The sequence below is a fragment of the Cellulosimicrobium funkei genome, assembly GCF_001019615.1.
Taxonomy (GTDB): Bacteria; Actinomycetota; Actinomycetes; order Actinomycetales; family Cellulomonadaceae; genus Cellulosimicrobium; species Cellulosimicrobium cellulans_E.
This window is the reverse complement of sequence record NZ_JNBQ01000004.1, coordinates 1-16,794: the sequence shown is the minus strand read 5'-3', so window position 1 is coordinate 16,794 and position 16,794 is coordinate 1. Positions and strand designations below refer to the sequence as shown.

Here is a 16,794-nt window from a genome sequence, read left to right as displayed (position 1 = left end):
ATGAAACAGTCGCGGCCGGAGGTCTCCGCCGCGACTATTTCATGCACTCACGGGATTGGCGGGGTGGGGCGGTCAGCCGAAGAGGCCCCGGAGCGCGACGAGGACCACGACGACGCCGAGCACGACGACGAGGAGCGGGCGGTCGGAGGCCTCGCGCGCGGCGAGCCGACCGAGCCCCGCACCGACCGCCGCGGTGACACCGACGACGGCGGCCGCGCCCGCGATCAGCGCTCCCCCGCCGCTCGCACCGGCGTCGGCGAGCTGCCGCGCGAGGCCGCCGGCGAGCAGCGACCCCCACAGCGCACCCGCGACGAGGCCGAGCGCGGCGAAGACCAGCGCGGCCCGGCGCTCGGACGCGTCGCGCGTGATCCGGGTGCCGAGCCAGGCCACCGCGGCGCCCGCGGTCGGCACGCTGAGCAGGATGAGGAGCGCCGCGAACGCGAGCCACGCGGGCGGCGCGCCCGAGACGACCATGTAGAGGACCTGGACGCCGAGCATCGCCGCCGCGGCGACGACCAGACCGGCGAGAAAGACCGGCACCCGCGGCGGAAGGTCCGCCGCGGGTGCCGGTTCACGGGTGCTGCGCGCCACCGTCAGTCGCTGCTCTGCAGGATCGCGAAGAGGCGCAGGAACTCGAGATAGAGCCAGATCAGCGTGACGAGCAGACCGAACGCCGCGGACCACGCGAACTTGGCGGGCACGCCGCCCTCGACGCCGCGCTTGATCGAGTCGAAGTCGACGATGAGCGACGCGGCGGCCAGGCCGACCCCGATGAGGCTGGCGATGATGCCCCAACCGCTGTACAGGCCCCAGCCGCCCAGGACGCCGGTCATGACGAGGACGACGTTCACCAGCGAGAAGACCAGGTAGCCGACCATCGCGATGAGCAGCCAGCGCATGAACTTCGGCGTGACGCGCACGCGGCCGGACTTGAACAGGAAGAGCGCGGCGGCGAACGTCGCGACCGTGGCCACGACGGCCGACGGCACGACACCGTTCCACGCCGTCTCGTAGACGCGGCTGATGCCGCCGAGGAACAGACCCTGCGCCACGGTGTACAGCACGATGAGCGCCGGGCTCGGGTTGCGCTTGAACGAGTTCACCAGGCCGAGCACGAGGCCGACGACCGCACCGATGATCCAGACGGCCGGCATCTGCGGCGCGACCATCCACGATCCCGCACCGACGACCACGAGCAGGGCGAGCAGGCCGCCCGTCTTCATGATGACGTCGTCGTAGGTCAGGCGCTTGGTGTCCGCGGTCGTCGCCGACGGTGCGTTGTACATCGCGTCGAGCTGCGCCGCGTCGGCGGTCTGGGCGCCGTAGACACCCCACTGCGCGCCCTGCTGGGGCGGGGTCCCGTACGCGGGGCCCTGCCCCTGCGGCGGCGGGCTCCCGTAGGCGGGGCCGGCCTGCGTGGCCGCCCCACCGCGCTGGTTCTTCGGATCACCGAAGACCGCGCTGTTGTTGAAGACGGGGTTGCTCATGAGCTCCTCCTGGTCGCGGCGTCCACTACCTCTCAGCGGGCCTCGTCATCGGCGTCTCGCCTCGAGTCGGGTGTCGCTGGCCTGTGTTCATCCTAGGGAACGTGCGAGCCGTGGCCACTGTTCCCGCGGCTTTTTCGCCTCTCGGGGCCGAAGTCCCGACCAGCGGACCACCCGACGACGCGCCACGTACGCCGCGCGGTGTACGTCGCCCGGCCCATGCCCCGGGCAAGATACGTCGCACGGGGGCTGTCCGACGTCGTGCACGTCCCTAGGCTCGAGACGTACCTCGCGGAGAGGGCCCCGGCCAGACCGGCGCGACCCCGCCCGCGAGCACCAGAACCATCCCGGACGAACGACCCTCGGAGGGGCGAAGTCATGATCGAAGCACGCGGCCTGACCAAGCGGTACGGGCCCAAGACCGCGGTGGACGGCATCTCGTTCACCGTGCGTCCCGGGACCGTCACCGGCTTCCTCGGCCCCAACGGCGCCGGCAAGTCCACGACCATGCGCATGATCATGGGTCTGGACCGCCCGACCGCGGGGACCGTCACCGTCAACGGGCGCCCGTACGCGCAGCACCGCTCCCCCCTCACCGAGGTGGGCGCGCTGCTCGACGCGAAGGCCGTCCACACCGGGCGCACCGCCTACAACCACCTCCTCGCGATGGCCACGACGCACGGCATCCCGACCAAGCGCGTCGACGAGGTCATCGAGATGACCGGCCTCCAGTCGGTCGCGAAGAAGCGCGTCGGCGGCTTCTCGCTCGGCATGGGCCAGCGCCTGGGCATCGCGTCCGCGCTGCTGGGCGACCCCAGGACGCTCATCCTCGACGAGCCGGTCAACGGCCTCGACCCCGAGGGCGTCCTCTGGGTGCGCAACCTCGCCCGCTACCTCGCGTCCGAGGGCCGCACGGTCTTCCTCTCGAGCCACCTCATGAGCGAGGTCGCCCTCACCGCCGACCACATCATCGTCATCGGCAAGGGCCGCATCATCGCGGACGCCCCGGTGAGCGACATCGTCAACGGCTCCCAGCAGCGCACGGTCCGCGTCCGCACGCCGCACGCGACGCAGCTCGCCGAGATCCTCACGAGCGACGGCGCGACCGTCACGAGCGACGAGCCGAGCCTGCTCGTGGTCACCGGCGCGGACGCGCCCGGGATCGGCGAGCTCGCCGCCGCGAAGGGCTTCGTCCTGCACGAGCTCACGCCCGTCACGTCGACGCTCGAGGACGCCTACATGGCCCTCACGGCCGACTCCGTCGAGTACCAGACCGAGTCCGCGCAGATCCACATCGGCCACGGCGCGGCGGGTGCGCCCGCCGGTGCGCCGGCCCCCACCGACTCCCTCGAAGGAGCGCAGCGATGAGCGCCACGACCCTCGCCCCGGGCGCCACCAGCCCGACGGCGTCCCGCACCTCCCCCTACCGCCTCACCTTCGGCCACGTGCTCCGCTCGGAGTGGATCAAGTTCCGCTCGCTGCGCTCCACGTGGTGGACGCTCGGCATCACCATCGCGGTCATGGTGGGCTTCTCCCTCATGTTCGCGGCCGTCGTGTCCTCGATGGACTCGGCGGGCGTCTCGGCCGAGGAGGCCGGGATGGGAGCGTCCGACGGCGTCGGCGTCATGGTCATCACGGTCGGCTACTCGTTCGCGCAGCTCGCCGTCGCGGTGCTCGGCGCGCTCACCGTCACCGGTGAGTACTCGACCGGCATGATCCGCTCCACGCTCTCCGCCGTCCCGCGCCGCACGCCCGCGCTCGCGGCCAAGATGATCGTCGTCGGCGTCGTGACGGCCGTCTCGACCGTCGTCGCCGTCGGGCTGTCCTACCTCGTGACCTACCCGATCCTCTCGGGCAAGGGCATGACGGTCGACTTCTCGTCCGCCGACGACCAGCGCGCCCTGATCGGCGTGGTGCTGTACCTCACGGCCGTCGCGCTGTTCTCCGTCGCGGTCGGCGTCCTGCTCCGCAGCTCCGCCGGTGCGATCTTCACCCTCGTCGCCGTGTTCTTCGTCCTGTCGATGGTCCTCAACATCGTCATGGGTGTCACGGGGGCGGACTGGGTCCAGACGCTCATGAACTCGCTGCCCGCGTCGGCAGGCGAGCAGGTCGTGCTCGGCGGCGGGATGTCGTCCCCCGACGCGATCGGCCCGTGGCCCGGCTTCGCGGTGCTCGCCGGCTGGACCGCGGCGCTCACCGCCGCCGCGGCGATCGTGCTCAAGCGCCGGGACGCGTGACCTCCCGGCCCACCACCCCGCCGACGCCGGACGAGCAGCCCGCTCGTCCGGCGTCGGCCGTGGCGCGCCCGGGAGCCGCCGCTCCGGGCGCGCCCGCGCCGCTGGCGATGCGGCCCGCGCCCGAGCCGTTCACCGAGCTCGACGCCCGGCGCCTCGGCCCGGTGCGTCGGTACTTCGCCCGGCACCCCGTCGTCATGGACTGGGTCATCGTCGCGATCTTCGTGGTGCCGGGGGTCCTCTACTCGCTCTTCGCGGAGCAGCCCCACGGCTCCTCGCCGTGGTCGCTCGTGTTCTTCCTCCTCGGCGGGGCGCTCCTGTACTGGCGCCGCCGGCGACCCGTCACCGTCGCGCTCGGGCTCACCGCCCTCGGCGTCCTGGCGATCGCGGTCACCGGCGACACCGCCGGGTTCGAGGTCGCGGCCATGTTCGCGGTGTACGCCGTCGCGGCCTCGCGCCCGTCGCGGATCGCCTGGCCCGTGCTCGCGATCGTCGTCCTGGCCCTGTCCGCCGCGACCCTCCTCTGGTACGACGTCATCACCACCGCGGACGGCGAGGTCCTGCGCCAGAGCGTCGAGCCCGGTCGCGCGACCGTCGACCGCATCGTCGGCATCCTCGTCACGACCGTCCTGTGCCTGATCGCCCTCGCGATCGGCACGAACGTGCGCGCCCGCCGGCAGCACGTGTCCGACCTCGTCGAGCGGGCCAACTCCATCGCGCGCGACCGCGACCAGCAGGCACAGCTCGCCGCCGCCGCCGAGCGCACGCGCATCGCGCGCGAGATGCACGACGTCGTCGCGCACTCCCTCACGGTCATGGTCGCCCTCGCGGACGGTGCCAAGGCGTCGGGCGCCAAGAACCCCGAGCTCGCGGGCCACGCGCTCGACGAGCTCACCGCGACCGGGCGCGCGGCGCTCGCCGACATGCGCCGCGTGCTCGGCGTCCTGCGCGAGCCCGGCGGCGAGCAGACCGTGCCGCTCGCGCCCGCGCACGAGACGCCCGAGCTCGAGGAGATCGTCGAGCGCTTCCGCACCGCGGGCCTGCCCGTGCGCCTCGTGCGCTCGGGCCCGCAGCCGACGCCCGGGCCGGCGCTGCGCCAGACCGCGCACCGCATCGTCCAGGAGTCCCTGACGAACGTGCTGCGCTACGCGCCCCTGTCCCCCATGGTCCTCGTCGAGGTCTCGCGCCGCGCCGAGCCCGGCGCGGACTGGCTCGAGCTACGGGTCGTCAACCAGGCCGGGCGCCGCCCGGGCGAGGGAGCGAGCGTCGACGAGCGCGGCCTGCCGCCGTCGGTCGCGGAGCAGCACCCGCCCGGCGTCCCGGTCGGGACGGGCCGCGGCATCATCGGGATGCGCGAGAGGGCGGCCGTCTACGGCGGTACGGTGTCGGCGGGGCCGAGCGGCACCGGCTGGGAGGTGCGGGCGAGCCTGCGCCTCGACCTCGACCCCGGCCGGGAGACCGGCGGACGCGACGACGGACGGGAACGCTCATGACGGACAGCGGCGCACCGACCCGGGTGCTGCTCGTCGACGACCAGGCCCTGCTGCGCATGGGCTTCCGCATGATCCTCGCCGCCGAGGACGACATCGAGGTCGTCGGCGAGGCCGGCGACGGCGAGACCGGGATCGCGCAGGCCGCCGCGCTGCGGCCCGACGTCGTGCTCATGGACGTCCGCATGCCCGGGACCAACGGCATCGAGGCGACCGAGCGCATCGTCGCCGCGCAGCCGGAGTCGCGCGTCATCATCCTCACCACGTTCGACCTCGACGAGTACGCGTTCGCGGCGCTGCGCGCCGGTGCGAGCGGGTTCCTGCTCAAGGACGCCAAGCCGGGCGAGCTCGTCGGGGCGATCCGCGCCGTCGCGAGCGGCGACGCCGCCGTCTCCCCGCGGATCACACGCCGCATGCTCGAGATGTTCTCCGGGCAGCTCCCCCAGGACGGCACCGTCGCCCCCGCCCCGAGCCAGACCGGCCTGCACGACCCGCGGCTCGCCGAGCTCACGGCACGCGAGCTCGAGGTCTTCGAGGCCCTCGGCGAAGGGCTGACGAACGCCGAGATCGCCGAACGCTTCGTCCTGTCCGAGGCGACCGTCAAGACCCACGTCGGCCGCGTCCTCGGCAAGCTCGGCCTCCGCGACCGCGTCCAGGCCGTCGTCCTCGCCTACGAGACGGGCGTCGCCCGCCCCTCCTGAGCCCTTCCCGGCGCCGAGCAGGTGGTTCCGGCGCGTCCGGACGTCGTGACGCGCCAGGACCACCTGCTCGGCCCGCCGGGACCGCCTGGTCGGCGGCTCCCGGCGGGCCGGCCGGTCGGGTGGCTCAGGCGCTCGCCGTCGCCTCCTCGGCGGCAGCCTTCTCGGCCTCGGCCTGGGCCGCGGCCTCCTCCTTGGCGGCCCTCTTCGCCGCGCGCTTCTCGCCGCGGCGCTCGGCGAGCGTGTACAGCACCGGCACGACGACCAGGGTCAGCAGCGTCGAGCTGAGCAGGCCGCCGATGACGACGAGCGCGAGCGGCTGGGAGATGAACGCCCCTCCGCCGGTGATGCCGATCGCCATCGGGGTGAGCGCGAAGATCGTCGCCGCGGCCGTCATGACGATGGGGCGCAGACGCTTGCGCGACCCTTCCATGACGGCGTCGTCGAGCGACCGGCCGCGCTCGCGGTACTGGTTGATGAGGTCGATGAGCACGATCGCGTTCGACACCACGATCCCGACGAGCATGAGCAGGCCGATGAGGGCCGGCACGCCGAGCGGCGTCGCGGTGGCGAGCAGCAGGAGCAGCGCGCCGGTCGCGGCGAACGGGATCGACGCGAGCAGGATGAACGGCTGCAGGAGGCTGCGGAACGTCGCGACCATGACGAGGTAGACGATGAGGATCGCGACGAGCAGCGCGAGCCCGAGGTCGGCGAACGCGTCGGCCTGGTCGGACGCGACGCCGCCGATCTCGACCGTCGCGCCGCCCTGGAGCTCGAGGCCGTCGATCGCGGTCGTGAGCTCGGTCGTGAGCGCGCCGAGGTCCTGGCCCGCGGGCGTGACGGAGATGGTCGCGCTGCGCTCGCCGTCGACGCGCGTGATCGAGGTGGGGACCTCGACCTCGGCGACCTCGGCGACCTGCGTGAGCGGGACCGGACCGGCCGCGGTGGGCAGCACGACCTGCTCGAGCTCCGCGACGGTCGCCGGGGCCTCGCCCGCGAGGACGCGGACCTGGACCGGGCCGTCGCCGAGGTTCACGGTGCCGACCGGCGCGGGCGACATCGTCCCCGCGACCGTCCCGGCCACCTGCGTCTCGGTGAGCCCGACGGCGGCCGCGGCGTCGCGGTCGACGGTCACCTGGACCGTGGACTGCGCCGAGGCGAGGTTGTTGGTGACCTGCGCCGCGCCGTCGGCGTCCTCGGCGAGCTCCTGCACGTCCGCGGCCGCGGCCGCGAGGGTGTCGGTGTCGGGGGCGCGCACGACGAGGTCGACCGTCGAGCTGCCGAACGCGGCGTCCGCGCCGGCGACCTCGATGCCCTCGCTCGACTCCCCGCCCAGCCCGGAGACGGCGTCGCGCACGTCCTCCTGGGCCGCGACGGCGTCGGCGTCCGGGTCGAGCGTGACGGCGAACGTCGCCGTCGGGGACCCGCCGCCGCCGAAGAACGCGGCCTCCGGCCCGCCCGCCGTGCCGACGGTCGTCTGCACGGTCGCGACGCCGTCGACGTCGAGGAGGGCCTGCTCGACGTCGCGCGCCGCCGCGTCCTGCGCCTCGAGCGACGTGCCGGGCGCGAACGACTCGGTGACGGTGAGCGTGTCCTGGCCCGTGTCGCCGAGGAAGTTGGTCTCCAGGCGCGGCACGAGCGCGAGCGTCCCGGCAAGGATCGCGACGGACACGCCGAGCGTGATCGCCGGGTGGCGCAGCGCCGCGCGCAGCGTCGGGACGTACCCGCGCTGCCACAGCCCACGGCGCTCCTTGGCCTCCGCCGCGGCGCGGGCGCGCTCGCCCGCGAGGCGCGCGGCCTCGGGGTCGGCGGGGACCGGCGGGGACTTGATGAACCAGTAGGCGAGGACCGGGACGATCGTCAGCGCGACGAAAAGCGACGCGAGCATCGCGATCGCCACGGTGAGCGCGAAGGGCCGGAAGAGCTCGCCGACCATGCCGCCCACGAGGGCGATCGGCAGGAAGACGGCGACGGTCGCGACGGTCGACGCGGTGATCGCGCCCGCGACCTCCTTGACGGCGCCGATGATGGCGCCCACCTTCTCCTCGCCGTACGACAGGTGCCGCTTGATGTTCTCGATGACGACGATCGAGTCGTCGACCACGCGTCCGATCGCGACCGTCATGGCACCGAGCGTGAGGATGTTCAGCGTGTAGCCCGTGGCGTTCATGACGATGAACGTCACGAACAGCGACAGCGGGATGGACACGGCCGAGACGAGCGTCGAGCGCAGCGACGCGAGGAACAGCAGGATCACGACGACCGCGAAGAGGAGGCCGAGGAGCCCCTCGGTCGCGAGGCCCTCGATGGACTCCTCGATGAACGGCGCCTGGTCGAACACGACCTCGACGCGCACGTCCTGCGCCTCGAGCACGCCGGAGAGGTCGTCGACCGCGTCCTGGACGGCGTGCGACACCTCGACCGTGTTGCCCGCGGGCGTCTTGGTGATCGCCACCGCGAGCGCGTTCTCGCCGTCGAGGCGCGAGTACGACGTCGCGGGCTCGGGGCCCGCGGTCACGGTCGCGACGTCGCCGAGCGCCACGGGCGCGGTGCCGGGCGCGGCGGTCGGGGACACGAGCGGCAGCGCGGCGAGGTCGTCGACGGTCGTGACGGCCGTGCCGACCTGCACGCTGAGGGTCCGGTCGCCGTCGGACACGGTCCCCGCCGGGATCACGACGCCGTTGTCCTGGAGGATCGTGGAGACCTGCGCGGGGCTGAGCCCGGCGGCGGCGAGCGCGGCCGGGTCGAGGTCGATCGTGACCTGCTGGTCGGCGATGCCGCTCACCGCGACGCTGCGCACGCCCTCGACGTCCTCGAGCGCCGGGACGACGCTCGACGTGACGGTGTCGGCGAGCGCCGCGTCGTCGGAGCCGCCGGACACGGCGAGCTGGATCACGGGCAGGTCGTCGACGGAGCCCGTCACGACCTGCGGCTCGACGTCCTCGGGGAGCTGGGACTGCAGCCGCGTGATCGCGGTCTGGAGCTGGGAGGCCGCGGCGTCCATGTCGGTGCCGTACGCGAACTGCACGGTCGTCACGGACATGCCCGTCGACGACGTCGACGTGACGTCTTCGACACCCTTGACGGCGCGCGCGGCCGTCTCGACGGGGACGGTCACCTGCTGCTCGACGATCGCCGGGGCCGAGCCCGGGTAGACGCCGACGACGGCGGCGGTCGGGATCTGGAGGCTCGGGATGAGCTCCTGCTTGAGCGACCCCATGCTGATGACGCCGAAGATCGCGATCGCGACCGTGGCGAGCGCGACGAGCGCGCGGTTGGCCAGCGACAGCCGGGCGAGACGGGACACGGAGCCTCCAGGGGTTCCAGGTCGGGTGGGAGACGACGTCGGCGTCGCGATTTCGTTAGCGTAACGCGAAGCATCTCGGGATGGTTCCCGCTCCCCCGATAGAGTCTGCGCCGTGACCCACCCCGCCGACGACGAGCGCGCGGCGCTCGCGCGGCGCCTCGAGGACGCGCAGCGCCGCCTCGCCGACCTGCTCCTGGCGCAGCGCCTCGAGCCCTTGCTCCGGACGACCCTCACGGTCCCCCAGCTGCGCGCGCTCGCGGTCCTCCAGCTCGACGGCGAGACGAGCTCGCACCGACTGGCCGAGGTGCTCGGGATCTCCCCCGCGACGCTCTCCGGCATCGTGGACCGGCTGGAGGCGGCGGGGATGGCCGCGCGCCGCCCCGACCCGCAGGACGGTCGCGTGCGGCTGGTCGCCGCGACGCCGCGCGGCGCCGCGGCCGTGCGCCGGATCGCGGCCCAGGAGGACGAGCCCCTCACGGACCTGCTCGACCGGCTCGACGTCGCGGACCTGCGCGCGCTCACGGTCGGGATCGAGGCGCTCACCCAGGTCGCGGAGGCGTCCACCACGGACACCCCGACCGACACCCCGACCGCCCCGGAGGGCTGAGAGGCCCGAGCCGCAGGCCCGGGACCTCCGCGTCGCCGTCGTCGGTGGCTCAGACCTCGCCGAGCGCCTCCTCGGGCGTCCCCTCGACGGCGCGCGCCCGGCGGTTCCAGCGCGACCACAGCACACGCTCGCCGAGCTCGCCCGCCATGCGGTGCCCGAACGCCACGAAGACGACGACGCCGAGCACGAGGACCCCCGCCCCCAGCCAGAACGGGGCCGTCGCGGAGACCGGGTGCAGCAGGCCCGCGATGACCGGCGCGGGAGCGGCGAAGCCCCAGCGCACGAGGTTGAACGCGCCCGTCGTCACGCGCCGGTCCGGGTCGCCGAGCGCGAGCGACAGGTCGGTGAGGTTCGCGTTCGCGATGCCCATGAAGACGCCGGCACCCACGAGCACGACGACGGACCACGCCGTCCCGAGGTCGAGCGCCAGCAGGACCAGCGCGACCAGGACGCCCACGATCGCGACGCCGAGCGTCTGGACGGCGCCCACGCGGTGGGCGAGCCGGTGCCCGACGACGAGGATCCCGACCGCGAGCCCCACGCCCCAGGCGGTGAAGACGAGGCCGAGCGGCACGACGTCGAGCCCGAGGAAGACGGGCGTGTACCCGAGCACGATGAAGAAGCAGAAGTTGTACGCGGCCGTCACCGCGGCGAGCGCGAGGAATCCGGGCTTGCGGAAGAGGCGGAACACCTGGCCGAGCCGCAGGGGCGCCGGCTTCTCGGCCGGGTCCTTGAGGCGGGTCACGGACACGAGCAGCGCGACGAGCATGAACACGCCGCAGACGAAGAACGGGACGCGCCACGAGATGCCGCCCAGCAGACCGCCGAGCAGGGGCCCGACGGCGAAGCCGAGACCGACGCACGTCTCGAAGAGCTCGACGACCCACTCGCGGTCGTTCGCGAGCGAGACGAGCAGGACCATCGCGGTCGCGAAGAACATCGCGTTGCCGAGGCCCCACAGCCCGCGCAGCGCGGCGAGCTGACCGATGCTCGTGCTCAGGGCCGCGAGCACCGCCGCGACGGCGACAAGGCTCACGCCGGTCGCGAGGATCTTCTTGTAGCCGAACCGCCCGGTCGCCATGACGGCGGGGATCATGCCGAGCGCCATGACGGCGATGTACGCCGTGAAGAGCAGCTCGATCTGCCACGTCGAGGCCCCGATCTCCTCGCCGATGACGGGCAGGATCGGGTCGACGACGGCGATGCCGGCGATCGCGAAGAACGCCGTGAGGGCGGTCGCGTAGATGGCGGTGCGGTTCGGTTCGTTGCGCGTGGAGGCCACTGCGTTCGTACTTCCTGGTCGGCGGGAGAGGGCCGCACGGGCCGGAGCGGGCTCGGCGGCAGCATTTATCTGTATCTGACAGGTAAGTATCTGTAGAATACACCTATGACGGTTGCCGAGGGAAACGATCGAGCGCCCCGACCGACGCCCGACGGCGCGCACGCGCGCGACGACGCGGTCGCGCACGACACGCTCGGTGCGATCGAGCTGGAGGTCGCGCAGCTCCTGCGCCGCGCCGAGCGCACGCGCGCCTCCGGGGCGGCGGGCACGTCGCGCCGCGGCGGGACGCTCGACCGCTCCGGCTACCTCCTGCTCCACACGCTCGGGACGCACGGTCCGCTCCACGTCAACGCGCTCGCGGAGCGGCTCGGCCTCGATGCGTCGACGGTCACCCGCCAAGTCGTCGCGCTCGAACGGGCCGGGCACGTCCGCCGCGCCCGCGACCCCCACGACGGCCGCGCGGTCGTCGTCGAGCCGACGGCGGAGGGCCTCGACGAGCTCGCCACGCACCGCGTCGCACGGACCGAGCTCTACGCCGACGTGCTGGGCGACTGGTCCCGGCTCGACCGCGCGCTGCTCGCCGAGCTGCTGGGTCGCCTCAACGGCGACCTCGACGCGTACCGGAGGCGGCGCGACACTCCATGACCACCACCCGAGTGCCCGCGCGGGAACGCGGGTTCACGGCGAGGGGAGCGCCCACCGGATCAGGCGGGTGACCGCGGCTCCCGCGGGCCGCGCCCACCGCACCGGCAGGCCGCGCACCCGCGGCATCCCGGCGCGAGCCCACGACGGCAGCGACTCCCGTGCCGCCAAGGCCAGCCCAGCGTACGCCGGACGCACGGGCCACGGGAGCGGGGGCTCGGTCAGCAGGAACCGCGCGGCGTCGAGCGCGGCCGGCGTGAGCGAGAGCGCCGGCCGGTAGTCGTCGACCGCGGCGTCCAGCTCCTGGCGGGTCAGGGGCGCGTCCACGACCCCCAGCGCGCGCCCGACGACGGCGGCCTGGGCGACGTACTCGTCGCACCCCTGCGCGTCGAGCGGGTCCCGGCCGAACGACTGGTGCGCGACGAGAAAGCTCTGGGTCTCGGCGACGTGGACCCAGCGCAGCAGCTCCGGATCGCTCGCGCGGTACGGGCGCCCGTCGGCCGCGCGGCCGCGGACGCGCTCGTGGACCGCGCGGACCGCCGCGACCGCCCGTTCCGCGTCGTCGGACGTGCCGAAGGTCGTGACGGCGATGAAGGTCGACGTGCGCTGGAGCCGACCCCACGGGTCCCCCCGGTAGCCCGAGTGCGCGGCGACGCCCGCCATCGCCAGCGGGTGCAGGCTCTGGAGCAGCAACGCCCGCAGCCCTCCGACGAACATCGACGCGTCCCCGTGCACCCGTTGGACCGGAGACCCGCGCTCGAACCAGCGCGGCCCCGGCGTCTGGTGGATGCGCGCCCTCGTGGCGGTCGCGTCCGGACCGGCGACCTTGAGGAAGATCGCGCGCTCCGCCGCGCCACGTGCCCGCTCCACGACGTGCGTCATGGCGTCGATGCTCGCACCCCGTCCCCCACCTCGCGCGGTCGTCACAGACGGCGCACCTCAGTCCAAAGACTTTGTTGCAAAGAAACTCTTGCAAAGATGTCTTTGGATCGCTAGTCTCCTGGCATGAGCACCGACGGCGACACCCCACCCCCGAGCGCCGAGCGCCACCCTGCGCTCGGTCCGGCCCAGCTCAAGGCGCTCGCGCACCCGCTCCGGGTGCAGATCCTCGACCTGCTCTCCACCCACGGCGCCCTGACGGCGAGCCGTCTCGCCGACCTCGTCGGCGAGTCCAGCGGCTCGACGAGCTACCACCTGCGCCAGCTCGCCCGGCACGGCTTCGTCCGCGAGGTCGCCGACCGCGGGACGGCCCGGGAGCGGTGGTGGGAGCGGCCGCCGGGCGGGTTCACCGTGAGCATGCCCGACGACGAGGCCGAGGACACCGCGGCCACGCTCGCCGGCGCGATGGTGAGCCGAGAGTTCGAGAACGCCCGCGCCCGCAAGATCCAGGCGTTCCTGGAGCGTTCCTCCGAGCTGCCGACGCGGTGGCTCGACGGCGCGCGCCTCACCACCGCCAGCATGTGGCTCACCGCCGAGCAGATGGTCGAGGTCGCGGACGCCTGGGACGCGCTCGACGCGACGCTGCACCGGTTCGAGGGCCAGGAGCAGACGCCCGGCGCGCGGCCCGTGCAGATCCACTTCAACGTCTTCCCCACGATCGACGGCAAGGAGAACCCCTCATGAGCGCGTACTCCCCCACCCTCCCCCGCACCGCGGAGCCGCGCGGCGCCGACCGACTGCTCGTCGTCGTCGGCTCGGCGCTGACCGAGCTGGGCCGGCGTCGCGCCGCGGCCCACGCGCAGGCGCGACGCGACCGGACCGCCGTCGCCCACGGGACGGCGTCGGCACCTCCGGCCGACCGGCTCCATGCGGCTGCTGAGCTCACCCTCGACCGCGCCGCGATGTCGCGAGCATCCCTTCTGCCCTGATCATCCGGAGATTCCACCCACGTGGGGACTCCTCCCCATGTCGAGAGCCGGGTCCGCTCGGTTACCCTCGACGGGGCGTTCTGTGGGCACAGACGCGCGTCTCCCCCTCTCTCGCCGTCCGGCTCGACAGGATGACGCGGTCCGGTGTGCCCCGACCAGGAACTTAGGGAGCATTGGTGGGCCTTCTCTCGAGCATCCGCGAGCATCGTCGTACCGTCGCGTCGGTGAGCACCGTGTCGGTGTTCTCGACGGCGCTGGTGGGGATGGCGCTGTTCTACGAGGGCGAGGCCACGGCGGACGTGGACCTGAACGACTCGGGCGTGTGGGTGACGAAGACGTCGGCCGGGTTGCTGGGTCGGTTCAACTACGAGTCGCAGGCGCTGGACGGGACGTTGAACGCGGGCAGCGCGTCGTTCGACGTGCAGCAGGACGCGGGGCGGGTGCTGCTGGACGACGCCGGGACGAGCACCGCGTCGCCGGTGAGCGTGGCGCACCTGAAGCTGGACGGGCAGCTCCGTCTCCCTCCGGGCGCGCAGGTGGTGACCGGGGGCGCGACGACGGCGATCCTCGACGGCGAGGAGGGGCTGCTCTGGGTGCTGCCGTTCGACGGGGCGACGTCGTTCGACGCGGAGAAGCTCGACCCCGTGGTCGAGGTCGGCGGCGAGGGCGCGCTGACCGTGTCGCAGGACGGCACGGTGTTCGCGGCGATCCCCTCGACGGGGACGTTGTGGACGGTCGCGACGACGTCCAAGGGCACGGCGGACGGCGAGGCGTCGTCCACCGCGCTCCCGGTGAGCAAGGGTGCCGAGGTCGAGGTGACCGCGGTGGGCGACAAGCCCGTGGTGCTCGACCGGTCCGCGTCGCACCTGATCCTGCCGGGCGGGGAGAGCGTGGCGATCGAGGGTGGTGGTGACGCCCGCCTGCAGCAGCCGTCGCAGTCCTCCGACGTCGTCGCGGTCGCGACGACGGACGCCCTCGTCGCGCAGCCGCTGAAGGGTGGTGACGCGCAGCGCCGTGCCGCGCAGGGCGTGCCGGCGGCGCCCGTCCAGCTCGGCACCTGCACGTACGGGGCGTGGGCCTCGACCGGCCAGGTGATCCGCGACTGCGACGGGACGGGACGGGACGTCGACGAGCGCCTCGAGGGTCTGGACCCCCAGACCCGCCTGGAGTACCGGGTGAACCGGCACGTGATCGTGCTGAACGACCTGTCGGCGGGGACGTTGTGGATGGCGGCGGACGAGTACCAGAAGGTCGACGACTGGGACGTCCAGATGCCGGAGGAGGCCGAGGGCGAGGAGTCCGACGCGGAGCTGACGAACCCGGAGCAGGTGGACCAGTTCATCGCGGACCGGTCCCAGCCGAACAAGCCGCCGCAGCCCAAGGACGACTCGTTCGGGGTGCGTCCGGGGCGTACGACGATCCTGCCGGTGCTGGGCAACGACGTGGACCCGGACGGGGACGTGATGACGGCGTCGTTGGTGGGGGACTCCCCGGCCAACGCGACGGTGCAGGCGATCATGGGCGGTGCGGCGTTGCAGGCCGTGGTGCCCGAGGACGCCGAGGGCACGAGCACGTTCCGGTACTCGGTGGCCGACGGGCGCGGGGGCGTGGCCGAGGCCGGCGTCACGGTGAAGGTGTCGCCGTGGGGGGAGAACGCGGCGCCGGAGCAGAAGGGTGACCCGGTGCTGCGGGTCGGGCAGGGCGGTCGGGCCACGATCAAGGTGCTGCCGTACTTCCAGGACCCCGACGGCGACGACCTGTACCTCGCCTCCGCGGCCGCGACCGTGGCCGGTGACGACGTGCGCTCGCGCCCCGACGGCACGGTCGAGTTCCGTGACGGCGGCGGCTCCACCGGCCGCAAGATCGTGACCCTGCTCGTCTCCGACGGCGAGCTGTCCTTCGAGGGCAAGCTCCTGGTCGACGTGGTGCCCGGGCCGCAGCCGCCGGTCGCGGTGAACGACCACGTGGTGGTGCCGGCGGGTCAGCCGGTGACGGTCGAGCCGTTGCGCAACGACTCCGACCCGAACGACGACGAGCTGCGTCTGGCGTCGGTGTCGGAGTCCGCGCCGGCGGAGATCACGCCGAACTATGACGCGGGCACGTTCACGTTCGTGTCGATGGAGCCGCGCTCCTACGACCTGACGTACCAGGTGACGGACGGGCCGAACGCGACCACGGGTCTGGTGCGGGTGGACGTGCTGCCCCCGTCGGAGGCCGAGGGCGCCCCGATCGTGGTGACCGACACCGCGCTGCTGCCGGCGGGCGGGTCGACCCTGGTCGACGTTCTGGCCAACGACACCGACCCCGCCGGCGGCGTCCTCGTCGTCCAGTCCGTGCGCGTCCCGGCCGACGCCGGCGTGTCGGTCGCGATCCTGGCGCACCAGATGCTCCGGGTGACCGAGATCCGAGGCCTGAACGGTCCGGTGACGGTGGAGTACACGGCCTCCAACGGGACCGAGACCGCGACGGGTCAGGTGCGGGTCATCCCGGTGCCGGCGCCGACGCGGTTGCAGCCGCCGCAGGCGGCGGCGGACGAGGTCACGGTGCACGCCGGGGACGTGGTGACGGTCCCGGTGCTGAAGAACGACACCCACCCCGACGGGCTGGAGCTGTTCTTGCAGCCCGAGCTCGAGCAGGACGTGGACCCCGCGCTGGGGGAGGCGTTCGTCTCGGAGGACACGCTGCGGTTCAAGGCCGGTCCCGAGGCCGGGACCGCGTACGCGATCTACCGGGTGCGGGACGTCAACGGGCAGGAGGACTCCGCCCAGGTCACGATCCGCATCCGTGACGGCGAGGACAACGCACCCCCGCAACCGCGCGAGATCGAGGCCCGGGTGCTGTCCGGGTCCAGCGTGCGCATCGCGGTCCCCCTCGACGGGATCGACCCCGACGGCGACTCCGTCCAGGTCACCGGCATCGCGACCCCCGCCGCCCAGGGCACCGCCCGCGTCGTGGACGGCCAGATCGAGTACGCGGCGTCCAAGAACGCCGCCGGGCACGACACGTTCACCTACTCCGTGCTCGACGCCCGCGGCGCCACCGCCGTCGGCACGGTCCAGGTCGGCATCGCCCGGCCCGCCGAGACCAACCAGGCCCCCGTCGCGGTGGACGACGAGATCACGGTCCGTCCCGGGCGCACGGTCTCGGTCGCGGCCCTGGCCAACGACACCGACCCCGACGGC

At 73.4% G+C, this 16,794-nt stretch carries 14 protein-coding genes; 9 read left to right on the top strand and 5 right to left on the bottom strand.

All coding sequences use genetic code 11. The features are described from left to right. Positions 1–72: 72 nt before the first annotated feature. Positions 73–540, bottom strand: a complete 468-nt coding sequence (locus FB00_RS06215; protein WP_047232048.1) for a hypothetical protein — start codon at positions 538–540, stop codon at positions 73–75. A gap of 53 nt (positions 541–593) precedes the next feature. After that, positions 594–1,487, bottom strand: a complete 894-nt coding sequence (locus FB00_RS06210) for a Bax inhibitor-1/YccA family membrane protein (RefSeq protein ID WP_047232047.1) — start codon at positions 1,485–1,487, stop codon at positions 594–596. 375 nt (positions 1,488–1,862) lie between these two features. Between FB00_RS06210 and FB00_RS06205 the strand changes: the two genes are divergently transcribed. Genes FB00_RS06205 through FB00_RS06190 form a run of 4 tightly spaced genes read left to right on the top strand, consistent with a single transcriptional unit; the run spans position 1,863 to position 5,909 of the window. Next, the gene (locus FB00_RS06205; RefSeq protein WP_047232046.1) at positions 1,863–2,852 is read left to right on the top strand and encodes an ABC transporter ATP-binding protein; all 990 of its coding nucleotides are present in this window, start codon (positions 1,863–1,865) and stop codon (positions 2,850–2,852) included. After that, positions 2,849–3,721 carry an ABC transporter permease subunit gene (locus tag FB00_RS06200; RefSeq protein ID WP_047232045.1) on the top strand — a complete coding sequence of 291 codons (873 nt, stop codon included), beginning with the start codon at positions 2,849–2,851 and terminating at the stop codon, positions 3,719–3,721. Before FB00_RS06205 ends, FB00_RS06200 begins: the two co-directional genes overlap by 4 nt. After that, complete coding sequence (locus tag FB00_RS06195; RefSeq protein ID WP_156186317.1) at positions 3,718–5,211, top strand: histidine kinase; 1,494 nt, start codon at positions 3,718–3,720, stop codon at positions 5,209–5,211. The genes FB00_RS06200 and FB00_RS06195 overlap by 4 nt, the downstream gene beginning before the upstream one ends. Next, positions 5,208–5,909, top strand: coding sequence for a response regulator (locus FB00_RS06190; protein WP_047232044.1), 702 nt, complete (start codon positions 5,208–5,210; stop codon positions 5,907–5,909). The genes FB00_RS06195 and FB00_RS06190 overlap by 4 nt, the downstream gene beginning before the upstream one ends. 124 nt (positions 5,910–6,033) lie before the next feature. Here FB00_RS06190 and FB00_RS06185 read toward each other — a convergent pair whose 3' ends face one another. After that, positions 6,034–9,213, bottom strand: coding sequence for an efflux RND transporter permease subunit (locus FB00_RS06185; RefSeq protein WP_047232043.1), 3,180 nt, complete (start codon positions 9,211–9,213; stop codon positions 6,034–6,036). A 112-nt stretch (positions 9,214–9,325) separates the two neighbouring features. Between FB00_RS06185 and FB00_RS06180 the strand changes: the two genes are divergently transcribed. Further along, complete coding sequence (locus FB00_RS06180) at positions 9,326–9,820, top strand: MarR family winged helix-turn-helix transcriptional regulator (RefSeq protein ID WP_047232042.1); 495 nt, start codon at positions 9,326–9,328, stop codon at positions 9,818–9,820. A gap of 49 nt (positions 9,821–9,869) precedes the next feature. On the opposite strand, the gene FB00_RS06175 is transcribed toward FB00_RS06180, so the two are convergent. After that, positions 9,870–11,102: an MFS transporter gene (locus FB00_RS06175; RefSeq protein ID WP_052877489.1), complete on the bottom strand. Its 1,233-nt coding sequence runs from the start codon at positions 11,100–11,102 to the stop codon at positions 9,870–9,872. Between the two features lie 105 nt (positions 11,103–11,207). Between FB00_RS06175 and FB00_RS06170 the strand changes: the two genes are divergently transcribed. Further along, positions 11,208–11,747 carry a MarR family winged helix-turn-helix transcriptional regulator gene (locus FB00_RS06170; protein WP_082141056.1) on the top strand — a complete coding sequence of 180 codons (540 nt, stop codon included), beginning with the start codon at positions 11,208–11,210 and terminating at the stop codon, positions 11,745–11,747. Between the two features lie 33 nt (positions 11,748–11,780). On the opposite strand, the gene FB00_RS06165 is transcribed toward FB00_RS06170, so the two are convergent. Next, entirely contained in the window at positions 11,781–12,626 is an 846-nt protein-coding gene (locus tag FB00_RS06165) for an oxygenase MpaB family protein (protein ID WP_047232041.1), read from the bottom strand. A 123-nt stretch (positions 12,627–12,749) separates the two neighbouring features. Between FB00_RS06165 and FB00_RS06155 the strand changes: the two genes are divergently transcribed. The 3 genes from FB00_RS06155 to FB00_RS06145 form a co-directional block, all read left to right on the top strand. Beyond that, on the top strand, positions 12,750–13,367 hold the full coding sequence (locus FB00_RS06155; RefSeq protein ID WP_047232040.1) for an ArsR/SmtB family transcription factor: 618 nt from the start codon (positions 12,750–12,752) through the stop codon (positions 13,365–13,367). After that, positions 13,364–13,612 (top strand): hypothetical protein, encoded by a 249-nt coding sequence (locus FB00_RS06150; protein WP_047232039.1) that lies wholly within the window; start codon positions 13,364–13,366, stop codon positions 13,610–13,612. Before FB00_RS06155 ends, FB00_RS06150 begins: the two co-directional genes overlap by 4 nt. Positions 13,613–13,836: 224 nt before the next feature. Further along, on the top strand, positions 13,837–16,794 hold a 2,958-nt coding region (locus tag FB00_RS06145; RefSeq protein WP_231581740.1), incomplete at its 3' end, for an Ig-like domain-containing protein.